Origin of the sequence: Thalassospira sp. CH_XMU1458 (assembly GCF_037027205.1) — a bacterium.
Classification (GTDB): Bacteria; Pseudomonadota; Alphaproteobacteria; order Rhodospirillales; family Thalassospiraceae; genus Thalassospira; species Thalassospira tepidiphila.
Genome location: NZ_JAYMDW010000003.1, coordinates 776,570 through 788,263, shown reverse-complemented (window position 1 = coordinate 788,263; position 11,694 = coordinate 776,570). Strand labels below are relative to the sequence as shown.

Genomic DNA, 11,694 nt, shown 5'->3' with positions numbered 1-11,694 from the left:
TTTTATCTAATTAACATTGCCCTCAGCCGATCTCAGGAGGAGGTCGTCCACGCCGCCACCCTTTATCTTTGCTTGTTCAGGTAGGAACTGCGTTATGGCGTTAAATATCATATCCGACCACGCGGCCAATCTGGCGCACCGCAATCTGGCGCGTGCCGAGGAGGCCGCGAACAGATCGCTTGCCAAGCTGTCATCGGGGAAACGTGTGGTCTCTGCCCGCGATGATGCCGCATCAATGGCCATCGGGTCGCGGCTGAACTCAACGGCCTCTGCTTTGACATCGGGGATTGTCAATATCGGTCAGGGCAATTCCATGCTGCAAATTGCCGACGGGGCCATGGCCACCATCGACGATGTTCTGGTGCGCATGAACACACTGGCCGTTCAGGCCGCATCGGAAAACCTGTCGGACACGGAACGCGGGTTTCTCAATGATGAATTCGTCGTACTGCGCACCGAGATCAATCGCATTGCGGCTGCAACCAATTTCAACGGCATCCAGTTGCTGGGTGATGGAAGTGATGTGTCCCTTGATTATTCGGATTTGCAGGCTGCTGGCTCTGCCGAGGTTCTTTCGGTTGCCAATGGCTTTTCAAATTTCACCATCACCGATGACAATTATTGGGCGCGTGATGCCAACGAAAACGGATCGGTGGATAATCAGCTTCGCTTTGATGTGCTCAAGACCGGGGATCGCGTTCTGCTGAGTGCCATATCCGAAATCGACGGCACCAGCCCGCACCGGACCCAAAGCATCGATATCACCGATTATGCGTCCGGCGGCAGCAAGGCGCTTACTGCCGGTCAAACACAAACACTCGATTTCGAGGATGTCGGTGTGAAAGTGAACCTGAACTTCAACATCGCAACCACCATCGCCAACGCCCTGGCCCAAGGCTCCGATGGTGTCGGTGCGGATGGATCGACCACGACCCAGATTTTTGGCGCCAGCCCGGTTTTCTCGGTTCTTGAGGATCAGGGCAACAAACTGCCTGACAAGATCTACTTCCAGCTTGGCGGCGGCAATACCAGCGGTGCGCAGCTCTCGATTCCGACGACCGCGGTTGATGGTGCCGCCCTTGGCACGGGCAAAACCGGCACGGAGACAAGCCTTGATGAGCTGGGCAGCAATGCGATTGCCACATCCGCCAAGGCCCAAAGTGCGATCGAGGCCGTGGCGCGCGCGATTGATGATCTGCAACGCGCACGGGCCAATATCGGCACCAACCAGAACCGTCTGGATGCTGCCAGCGAAAGCCTTGCCTCGACGCTTGAAAACGTCAAAGAGGCGCGCTCAAGCCTGCTTGATCTCGACGTTGCGATGGAACTGACCAACTACGCGTCGAAACAAATCCTGATCAAATCAAGTGTCGCGATGTTGGCCCGCGTCAGTGAAATGCGCCAGAACCTGATACGCTTGCTGGCAGGTTGAAGAGCCACCTCTCAGCGAGTGTAGGAAGCCCCGCGCCCCCGCGCGGGGCTTCTGACCCTCATTGCGCTGCAAAACATCCTTTAACCGGTGGGGCTTTTACGTCTATGGTCGTCTAAACACCCAAAGAAAGACAGATCGGCCATGACCACCCCGACATCCGACAACACATCCGACACCACCGCCGACAAATCATCCCAAACCTGGCAAAACCTTTCGACCGACTGGATCACCTGGGCCGAACGCCTGGCACCGGCGGCCGAAAAGATCAACCGCCACATGATCGAGGCAGCCGACCTTCCGGGGCTTGCAGCTTTGCGCGATGGCGCACCGCTTGATGTGCTTGATCTGGCATCCGGGGTGGGTGAACCTGCCTTTTCCTTTGCCCGTGCCTTGGGCGGCGGCACGGATGATAGCGCTAACATCCCCGGAATTGCCGGGCACGTGACCGCCTCCGATATCGTTTCTGATATGTGCGATGCCCTTATGGAACGCGCCGCCGAAGAAGAAATTTCCAACATCAAGGCCGTTCCGGCCAATATGGAAAAACTGCCGTTCGAGGATCAAAGCTTTGACGTGGTGTCGTGCCGTTTCGGCGTGATGTTTTGCGAGGATCCGGACAAGGCGCTTCGCGAGGCATTCCGCGTTCTGCGCCCCGGTGGCAAAGCGGTGTTCATGGTCTGGGCGCCGCTCGTGGATAATCCGTTGTTTGCCGCCATGGACGCAGTTCTTGGCAACATCCTTGGCATCGGCTTTGATGCCGCCGGGCTCGACCCGTTCTGCTTTGGCGATGCCGATCAATCCATGATGCGCTTTGAGAAAGCAGGCTTTACCGGGATTGAAGCAACAACCCACAGCCCGGCTGGCCGTATTCCCGAAAACGCCCCGTTCTGGAAACCGCAAATGGATATGCTGTTTGGCAATGTTCTGCGCAAATCATCGGACATGGAAGTCGGCGCGATCAATGCAGCGATGTTTGAAACGTTGGCCCCCTATATCGAAGACGGCCATTTTCAGGTCCCGATTTGTTTTCATGTACTTAGCGCAAAGCGCGCCTGATCCGGCCAACCTGTCTGATCGCTGATTTCCTGTAAAACCCAAGCATTCCTGCGCATCACGCATGGCCGCATGCGCGGATTTGTGCTTGCGTTTTGGCAACCGGCATGGCAAACCCCGCCCCCTTGGAAGGATGATCCTTCCCCTGTCGTAGCACCAGGTTAAAAACACGAAAGACTGATTACTATGAAGACGATTGTCGTCTGCTCTGGCGGGCTGGATTCCGTCACGCTGGCCTATAAGGTCGCGACCGAGCACAAGCTCCATTCCCTGATTTCGTTTGATTATGGCCAGCGCCATAAAAAGGAACTCGATTTCGCTGCCCGTGCGGCGCGTAATCTTGGCGTCAAACATCACATCGTTGATCTGACCCCGGTCGGTGCGCTTTTGACCGGATCGTCACTGACCAGTGATGATATCGATGTGCCCGATGGCCATTACGCCGAAGAAACCATGCGCATCACCGTGGTGCCGAACCGCAATGCGATCATGCTGGCTGTGACCTTTGGGGCGGCGGCCAGTGCCGGGGCCGATGCGGTTGCCGCGGCTGTGCATGGCGGGGATCATTTCATCTATCCCGATTGCCGCCCCGATTTCATCAAATCGTTCCAGACGATGCAGGACCACGCCCTTGAGGGCGTCAAGGACGTCAAGCTTTATACCCCGTTTGTAAATGTCTCCAAGGCCGATATCGCGCTTGAGGCCGGACGTCTTGGCGTGCCGGTCGATCTGACATGGTCGTGTTACAAGGGCGGGGAAACCCATTGCGGACGGTGCGGCACCTGTGTCGAGCGGCGCGAGGCACTTGAACTGGCGCGCGTCAAGGATCCGACCGTTTACGTCGATCGCGATTACTGGAAACAGGCCCGTGCCGATCATATGGCGCGCAAGTTTGCCAAAGGCGAAACCGACGCCGCCGAGTAACTCCTTATAACTGCCTTGCTGTATGGATGCCCGCCTGCGCGGGCATGACGTTTGGCTGTTGTGTTGCCAAACGCGTACCGTCATTCCCGCGAAGGCGGGAACCCCGGGCCAAGCGCACCCTTCAGCAAGACAAGACGACACCGAAAGAAAACCGATGTTCACCATCACCAAACAATTCGCCTTTTCCGCAAGCCATCAATTGAGCGGCCTTGAAGAAGATCACCCGTGTGCGCGCCTGCATGGCCATAACTATATTGTCGAGGTGGAGCTTAAGGGTGCCGACCTTGATGAACGTGGTTTCGTGCGTGATTACCGCGAACTGGGGCCACTCAAACGCCTGATCGATGACGAGTTTGATCACCGTCACCTGAACGAGGTTCTTGGTCACGATCACCCGACCGCCGAACGGCTTGCGCTGTTCTTTTATGAATGGGCGCATGATCGCTGGCCGGAAGTATCGGCGGTGCGCGTGTCCGAAACGCCGAAAACCTGGGCGGAATATCGTCCATGACGGTGCACGATCCAAACCTTGCCGACCTTTCCGATGCGCGCGGTAAAATCCGCATTTCGGAAATCTTTGGCCCGACCGTACAGGGCGAAGGTGCGCTGATTGGCATGCCGACAGTGTTTGTCCGCACCGGCGGCTGTGATTTCCGCTGTTCGTGGTGCGACACGCTTTATGCGGTCGATCCGGCCTTTCGGGCGGACTGGAAACCGATGTCGGCTGCCGAGGTTCTGGATGCGGTCAAAAAGCTTTCCGGTGGCAAGCCGATCCTGATTACGCTTTCGGGCGGCAACCCGGCGATCCAGCCGTTGGGGGATCTGATTGCCATGGGCAAGGATGAAGGTTTTACCTTTGCGATTGAAACCCAGGGCAGCATCGCCAAGGACTGGTTTGCCGACCTCAATTTCCTGACGATCAGCCCAAAGCCGCCAAGCTCTTCGACCAGTTTTGATAAGGATGCGCTTGCTGCCTGTATCGAAGCAGCCCAATCCAACGGCATCCTGAATGGTCCGGCCATTACGTTGAAATTCCCGGTGCGCGATGCCGCCGACCTGATGTTTGCCGATTATGTGAGGAACCTTCACATTGGCATTCCGGTCTGTTTACAGCCGGTCAACACAACGCCTGCTGAGCCGCACCCGGATGGCGCAGACGGTGTTGATATTGATGGCCTGACCGAACGGTATCGCTGGCTGGTCGATGAAGTGGCAAGGCGCAAATGGTTTGATGTGCGCGTGCTGCCGCAATGGCATGTGCATGTTTGGGGCAATCTGCGCGGGGTGTGAGCCCGCCCCGGCACTATGCCAGTGATGACAAAATATATTTTATCCGAAATAAGCGAGCCTTTCCCGCACGATTGCGCCAGATGACCCGTTACAGGCCGTTTGGCATGTTTGCTATTTGCCCGCACGCGCACCACTTCCCCATTAGCGGGCGCGCTTTGCGCCGGCAAATAGAAAGATCACATCATGTCATTTCGCAGTTTTTCGACAAGCCAGGGAAAAGCGGGCTCGAAGCCGGATGCAAAATCGTCAGATAGCGCGTCGACCCCTGCTGCAAAGCCAAAGCCCGAAAATTCCCCTGCCGAAACCAAACCGACCGCGCATCAAGGCGCGAATGACTGATACCGTGCTGGCGGAGGTTATCCTCCGCCATCGCCTTTTCTGGCCGAACTTTTCCGAAAATCATGAACATGCAGGAAACGCCCGTTTCCCGCTTCATAAAGGGCTGGTGCCATGCAGCACAGCAGGATGACGCACAAAACCGTGACCTTTGCTCATCCGTTTCACTTGCGCGGACATAGCGATCTGTTTCCACCGGGAAGCTATGTCGTCGATACCACCGAAGAACTGATCGAAGGTGTTTCGATTACGGCCTATCGCAGGGTGTCGACCGATTTGCATCTGAAATACAAACATAACGGCATGATGGTTGATCGCATTCTTATCATCAAACCGGTTGATCTTGATATTGCCCTGACACGCGATGCAGATCCGGACCGCCCGGAACATCATTGAGCCAGCCATCCTTTGAAATCCGCCGTATTTTATCCCGCGTCTTTCAAACCTGGATGGCGCACGTATTTGTGCGAAACGTTGTGTTTTGGACGAAAACCCCCATATATAATGTATACACCGTACCTGTTCGCAGGCAGGGTGACACACTTGGCGCCTGACCAATGATGCCTGTGCGTCCCGAGCATATGACACAGGTATCGGCGCTTTACCGAATGACCCGAAGAGACCGGGGATTGCGGATCTTAAGCCGCCCCAAAGGGGTGAACACTCAAAAGAAAATCAGATCCGCACCTTCAAGGTCATCTTCAGGATGCTCGAAGGAGCCATGATCATGAGCATAACCCGCACAACCCATCGTACGGTGACGTTCTTTCATCCGTTCCACTTGCCCGGTCATGCCGGGTTGCTTTCGCCTGGCGAGTATGAAGTCGACACCCTTGAAAAACTTGATCCCGATGCTGCAATGCGCAGCTATATCAAGATGGAATGTCATGTCCATCTCTGGGCGAAGGAGGACATGAAGGACGGCATCGACGTCCTGATGGTCGAACCGCAAGTGCTTGAAGCCGCCCTTGCCCTTGATTCCGATCCGTTGCGTGAAGATGAACGCAATCAGATGATCAAATCCTTTGGCGGCAGGCCAACGGATAACGCCGCCGCCTGACGGCATGCCAAGCCGAAAGGGCGCAACATAAAGCACCCCGGGCAGAGAACGTTATCAACTGATCGCGTCCCAACACCTCTGCCCTGCATAGGATCATGGATTTATGGCAACCAGAATACCGGTGTCAGCCACCCGTGATCTTGCAAAATTTTGACACCTTCCAACACAGGAATGGCAATCCAGAACCACATCGCATCGCGGGTGGTCGCCAAAAACAGGGCCGGTCGACACAAAATCTCTTTCTCGTCTCGCCAGCGGAACCATGTCGGGCGAAAACGCGGAACCGTATTCACATAACGCTTGAATGCCCGGCCAAACCGCTCCGCCAGCATGGCTTCTTCACGCAGCACCACATGCCGGAACACCGCCCAGCACAAAACAGCAGAGACCAACCCGATGGCAATACTGCCGGTCTGGGCACCGGCACCAAATGCACCAATGAAGCTGAAAACATAAAGCGGGTTTCGACACATCGAATAAGGGCCGGACGTCACCAGTTCGGTCTTTTTGCGCCCGCCAATATAAAGCGAACACCAGCCCCGCCCCACGATGCAGACCATGATCGCCATCATACCGACAACCTGGATAGCGTGGTGCCATACACTGTTGCGATCAAATCCTGCACGGGTAAAACAAACCAATGCCAAAAGCAGCACAACACCGACGCGAAGCGTCCATTTTCGGTAGCGCTGAATGCGCTGTAGATCTTTTGCCGCGTGCGCGTCTGTTGCAGAATTAAAATTGGCTTGAATGATAAAGCGTGGTTGCAGCATGTATGCCCCCTTGAGATAAAGAGGCCACAGCATCCGCGATCACCCGATCTTTGGCGTCCAATGCTGTTGATCCGGTCCTGCAATTGGCGGTTCGGACGTCACCGACGCAGACAAGACTTCCCGTCTTGCTGCCTCGCGCACCGCACTGGGGGTTTCACCCGTGATTTTCTTGAAGGCCAGATTAAAGGTCGATTTCGAATTGAAACCTACGCTAAGTGCGATGTCCAAGATCGTCCTTTCGGGCTCCAACACCAGAACTGCACGTGCTTCTTCAATACGTGCACTATTGACGTAATCAAAAAAGTTCTGCCCAAGATGACGATTAAGCACATAGGAAAGCTGATTGGGAGACACACCAACAGCCCGGGAAAGTTTGGGTAAAGACACCAAAGGATCAAGTAACAGTTCGCGGTAAGACCGAATTTCGGCGAGCTTTGTCAAAGCCCTTTGCAAAGCGTCCTCGTCAAGCAGTGATCGCGCAGCTTCCGAAGACGAAGCAACACCAACACCCATGCCATTTTCTTGATCTTGCGCCCGCTTGTTATCAAAGACGCCGTCTGCGATTGCAGACCTTTTGATATTTTCCGGCCAATCGGCCATGACAAATAGCGCAGGCTGCGTTGCGATCACATAACTCATCGCAAAAAGAACCAGCACAAAGGCAATACCCGTTCCGGTCATTGCCATTTGCTCGGGTATATAAAATGCGACCACCCGGCTGACAAAAACCGTCACAAAGATCAAACAAACCCCGCCGAAAATAACAAATACCCATCGCTGAATCACGCGACGACCTACTCCCAGCTGTTGCTGAACTTGCCGAAAATAAACCTGAGACAGCATCCACAATTGATAGATATAGAAACAGGCCTGTAAAAATATCGCCACCCAACAAAGGCCTTTGATGCCTTCGATAAGGAAAACTAGAGAACCGACTGAGGCCTGCCCACTTAATCCGTCGACGGCAAAAAGCACGACCAACAAATTAAGAACCAACGCCGGCAGGAGGAAGTGCCCCCATGGGCCACGCTCCGGGGTGCCTGATAATTCTCGAAAATACAGATAAATCGATGGGCCAATCAGGAAATTGCAGGGAAAGGAAAACAGAACGATCAAATCCCGAACCTGTTCAGAACTGAAATTATCACCGATATCAGCAAGAAGATTGATCATCAAACAGCAAATAAACAAGATCATCCATCGGTTGGCAGCAAATGCCCGAACACCTTCCGATCTTAGCAAAAGACACAGAAAACCGCCCTGTAGAAGCCCAATGACAGCGATTGTCACATCAAGATAACCAAGCATAGTGTCAATCATGATTTTCCCGTGAGGCTTTGGAGCCCGGCTTGCTCATCATTATTGGCATTTCCTGCCCTGGCTTCACGCACGGCACTTGGGGTTTCACCAGTAATTTTCTTGAAGGCCAGATTAAAGGTCGATTTCGAATTGAACCCGACACTGAGCGCGATATCAAGAATGGTACGATCGGGCTCAAGCACCAGAACGGACCGGGCCTCGCGTATGCGCGCAGAATTGACGAAATCAAAGAAGCTTTTGCCGACATGATGATTAAGCACATAGGACAGCTGATTGGGTGTTATGCCAACCGCACGCGCCAGTTTCGGCAAGGAAACCAGCGGGTCCAGAAGAATATCCCCCCGCGCCTGAATCTCTTCAAGGCGCGCCAAGGCCCGTTCCACACCATCGGGATCAAGCAACGGACGCGGGGTCGCATCGTCATGCGCACGATGATCCGTCCGAGCTGTTTGCACGGGCGCATTTTCGTCTGGTGACATGACCGTTTGGCTTTGCTCATCGCCGGCTTCATTGGCATCATTCAAGGCGTCATCTGATGGCCAATCAGCCATGACAAACACGGCCGGCTGCGTGGCGATTTCATAACTCATGGCAAACAGCACCAGCGCAAACGCGATCTCGGTGCCAAACATTTCGGCATTATCGGGCAAGTAAAGCTCAACAATCTTGCTTACCGCGACCGTAACAAACACGAAGGTCAGGCCACCCAGAACCACGCCAATCCAGCGTTGCATGGCCTTGCGATCCGCACCAAGCTGTTCTTCGGTCTTGCGCAAATAGCGGCCAGCCACCTGCCACAACAGAACAATATATATCGTTATCTGGATAAAGATCGTACCCCAGCTAAAGGCATCAACGAATTCCGCGATCGTATATTGCCCCGCCCAAACGCTCCCACCACCATTATGTGTGACAACCCACGCGGTCAGGTTAAACACCACAAATAGCAAAATGAAATGCCCCCACGGGCGGCGCGACGGGTTGCCCGAAATTTCCTGGAAATAAAGGTAAACCGCAGGCGCAATTGCAAAATTGATCGGACTAAAGAACAGATCAAGCAACCCGCCCATATCGGCCGAGACCAAAGGTTCAGCCACATCCTCAATCAGATTGAGCGCAACAGCAGCAATAAACAGCATCATCCATCGGTTGGCCCCAAAGGCACGCGAACCTTCGGACCGCAGGATCAGACACAGAAACACCGCCTGCACGATGCCTACGGCTGCGACCACAGCGCTTACATAATACGTCCAACCGGTCATTCCGGCATGCTCCTGATTTTTCAGATGGATCTTCAGACGACGAACAATGTCCGGCCCGATCAACTATATCGTTTCAATATACACAGCCGGACACTATCGGCGTCCGATTGTGCACAGGCGGACGCCGCCAAGGATCGATTTTGCGAAAGTGACCACCCGATGGTTACCGATACCCCGACCCCGTGGCCGATCATCACAACAATCATGTTGTAACACGAACCAAACATGCCTCGTCCAGATTGAAGGACTGTCACAAAAGGTTCCATCATATTTAATTGACTATATCGAATTGATATATGATAGTTCGATATATATCGGATTGATATAGTCGCTTTGGTAACTTCCCCCGCCGCGGCACACTCAGTCCCGGATGCGTAAACAAGGATACAGAACACAAGATGGACGTACGTACTTTATGTCTGGGCGCCCTGATGGGCGGCGAGGCAACAGGATATGAAATCCGCAAGATGTTTGAAGATGGCACATTCAGCCATTTTCAAATCGCGTCCCTTGGTTCGATCTATCCGGCCCTGACCAAACTGACTCAGGACGGTCTGGTGACATTTGTTGAACATGAACAGGAAAACAGACCGGACAAGAAGATCTATCAACTGACATCCGAAGGACGTCGCACATTTCTGCGCACGTTGTTGCAGACCAGACCGGCCGAGGATCGTTATCGTTCCGATATTTTGTTCATGCTGACCTTTGCCGAAGAAATGCCGATTGAGCTGACCGAGGCGCTGATTGATGAATTTGCTGCCCGTCATGAATTGATGAGCCAGCAGATCGATCCGGAAAACACCGACAAACCGGCGCATCAAAAATCGAATGCCCGCGATGAAAACGGCGAACTCAGACCAGGATGCTGTTTCGTTGCCGGACTGGGACAGGCCATGTGCAATGCGACGCTGAAGTTTATTCGCGAAAACAAGCAGGGCCTGCTTGACGAGTTGAAGACGCGCAAGGCCAACAAGTCCTAGGACGCAACCGAACGCTTTGCGCAAGACGTGCCCAACAGAGCCACTGACGCATTCCGATAGCGGAATATTTGAGGGAACAGAACAATGAATGCTTCACGCCTGATCGCCATTCTTTTGGTCGTTGGGACCGTTGTATGGATCGGCAGCGCCTATTTGACGGGTGGTGATGAGACGACGGAACAGACCAGCGCCTCAGATGCGACCACTGAAAACAAGGCCGCCAAAACAACGGCGAGTGTGCGCACCATTACCAGCCACGCTGTGGATCACGTCGATCATTTGCGCATCACAGGCCGCACCGAAGCGGTCATTTCTGTTGAAATCAGTGCCGAAACCGAAGCACGCGTGATTGAAGTTGGCGCGATCAAAGGCCAGGCCGTTCAGAAAGGCGATCTGATCGCACGCCTTGACACCGGTGACCGTCAGGCCCGTGTTGCCAAGGCGCGCGCGCTGGTCGCACAGCGTGAACTTGAACATTCCGCCGCCGAAAGTCTGGCGCAAAAGAACTATCGGTCAAAAACCGGTGTGGCACAGGCACTTGCCCTGCTTGAAGAGGCGCGCGCTGATCTGATGATCGCGCGCACCGAGCTTGGCAATACCGAAATCCGCGCCCCGTTTGACGGCATTGTCGAAGAACGCCCGGCCGAGATCGGTGACCTTTTGTCAATTGGGGATCGGGTTGCAACCCTGATCCAGGGTGACCCGATGCTGGTCGTTGCCCATGTTCCCGAACATTCGATCAGCGCGATTGACCTTGGCCAACTGGCAAGCGTCACCCTGTTTGACGGCAGCACCCATGACGGCATCGTCCGTTATACAGCCCGGGCATCTAACAATGACACCCGCACCTTCCGGGTCGAGGTTGAAATTGATAATCCCGATCTGCGCATTCCTGATGGCATGACCGCCGAACTTGAAATTCCGGTCGGCATCAAACGGGCCCATCAGGTGAGGCCGTCCGTCCTGACGCTTAATGACGAGGGTGAACTTGGCGTCCGCGCCATTGTCGATAACAACAAGGTCGATTTCCTGCCTGTCGAATTGCAGGGCGGCAATCGTGACCGGATCTGGATCGGTGGTCTGCCCGACACGTTTGAACTGATCGTTGTCGGCCATGACTGGGTCAAGGAAGGGGCAACTGTTGAGGTTGTCCACCTTGAAACCGACAAGGACGGTCTTCCGATCATGCAGGATGACGAAGCACCTTCGACGGCGTCTGACGATACCGGCCAGACCCTTTCGGAAAACTCCGCGCAATAGC

The 11,694-nt window shown here is 54.4% G+C and carries 12 protein-coding genes; 9 read left to right on the top strand and 3 right to left on the bottom strand.

What is annotated here, in order from left to right:
• Positions 1 to 94 precede the first annotated feature (94 nt).
• The 7 genes from WBY09_RS17630 to WBY09_RS17600 all read left to right on the top strand — a co-directional run bounded on the left by WBY09_RS17630 (position 95) and on the right by WBY09_RS17600 (position 6,095).
• A complete protein-coding gene (locus WBY09_RS17630; RefSeq protein WP_336233438.1) occupies positions 95 to 1,432 on the top strand; it encodes a flagellin in 1,338 nt (445 codons plus the stop codon).
• A 141-nt stretch (positions 1,433 to 1,573) separates the two neighbouring features.
• The gene (locus WBY09_RS17625; RefSeq protein WP_197146948.1) at positions 1,574 to 2,488 is read left to right on the top strand and encodes a class I SAM-dependent methyltransferase; all 915 of its coding nucleotides are present in this window, start codon (positions 1,574 to 1,576) and stop codon (positions 2,486 to 2,488) included.
• A 183-nt stretch (positions 2,489 to 2,671) separates the two neighbouring features.
• A complete protein-coding gene (gene queC / locus WBY09_RS17620) occupies positions 2,672 to 3,409 on the top strand; it encodes a 7-cyano-7-deazaguanine synthase QueC (RefSeq protein WP_336233437.1) in 738 nt (245 codons plus the stop codon).
• Positions 3,410 to 3,563: 154 nt separating this feature from the next.
• Positions 3,564 to 3,920 (top strand): 6-carboxytetrahydropterin synthase QueD, encoded by a 357-nt coding sequence (gene queD / locus WBY09_RS17615; RefSeq protein ID WP_197147649.1) that lies wholly within the window; start codon positions 3,564 to 3,566, stop codon positions 3,918 to 3,920.
• Positions 3,917 to 4,699 carry a 7-carboxy-7-deazaguanine synthase QueE gene (gene queE, locus WBY09_RS17610; protein WP_336233436.1) on the top strand — a complete coding sequence of 261 codons (783 nt, stop codon included), beginning with the start codon at positions 3,917 to 3,919 and terminating at the stop codon, positions 4,697 to 4,699. The genes queD and queE overlap by 4 nt, the downstream gene beginning before the upstream one ends.
• Before the next feature lie 465 nt (positions 4,700 to 5,164).
• Entirely contained in the window at positions 5,165 to 5,431 is a 267-nt protein-coding gene (locus tag WBY09_RS17605) for a hypothetical protein (RefSeq protein WP_336233435.1), read from the top strand.
• Positions 5,432 to 5,762: 331 nt separating this feature from the next.
• Positions 5,763 to 6,095, top strand: coding sequence for a hypothetical protein (locus WBY09_RS17600; RefSeq protein WP_197146945.1), 333 nt, complete (start codon positions 5,763 to 5,765; stop codon positions 6,093 to 6,095).
• 101 nt (positions 6,096 to 6,196) lie between these two features.
• Here the strand turns inward: WBY09_RS17600 and WBY09_RS17595 are convergent, their stop codons facing one another.
• From WBY09_RS17595 to WBY09_RS17585, 3 genes are read right to left on the bottom strand one after another with little or no spacing between them, the layout of a single operon-like run.
• A complete protein-coding gene (locus WBY09_RS17595; RefSeq protein ID WP_197146944.1) occupies positions 6,197 to 6,868 on the bottom strand; it encodes a methyltransferase family protein in 672 nt (223 codons plus the stop codon).
• 39 nt (positions 6,869 to 6,907) lie between these two features.
• Positions 6,908 to 8,188: a helix-turn-helix domain-containing protein gene (locus WBY09_RS17590; protein ID WP_336233432.1), complete on the bottom strand. Its 1,281-nt coding sequence runs from the start codon at positions 8,186 to 8,188 to the stop codon at positions 6,908 to 6,910.
• Complete coding sequence (locus tag WBY09_RS17585; RefSeq protein WP_336233431.1) at positions 8,185 to 9,450, bottom strand: helix-turn-helix domain-containing protein; 1,266 nt, start codon at positions 9,448 to 9,450, stop codon at positions 8,185 to 8,187. The genes WBY09_RS17590 and WBY09_RS17585 overlap by 4 nt, the downstream gene beginning before the upstream one ends.
• A gap of 398 nt (positions 9,451 to 9,848) precedes the next feature.
• Here WBY09_RS17585 and WBY09_RS17580 point away from each other — a divergent pair, with 398 nt between their 5' ends.
• Entirely contained in the window at positions 9,849 to 10,433 is a 585-nt protein-coding gene (locus WBY09_RS17580; protein WP_197146942.1) for a PadR family transcriptional regulator, read from the top strand.
• Between the two features lie 84 nt (positions 10,434 to 10,517).
• On the top strand, positions 10,518 to 11,693 hold the full coding sequence (locus WBY09_RS17575) for an efflux RND transporter periplasmic adaptor subunit (protein WP_336233428.1): 1,176 nt from the start codon (positions 10,518 to 10,520) through the stop codon (positions 11,691 to 11,693).
• Position 11,694 lies beyond the last annotated feature (1 nt).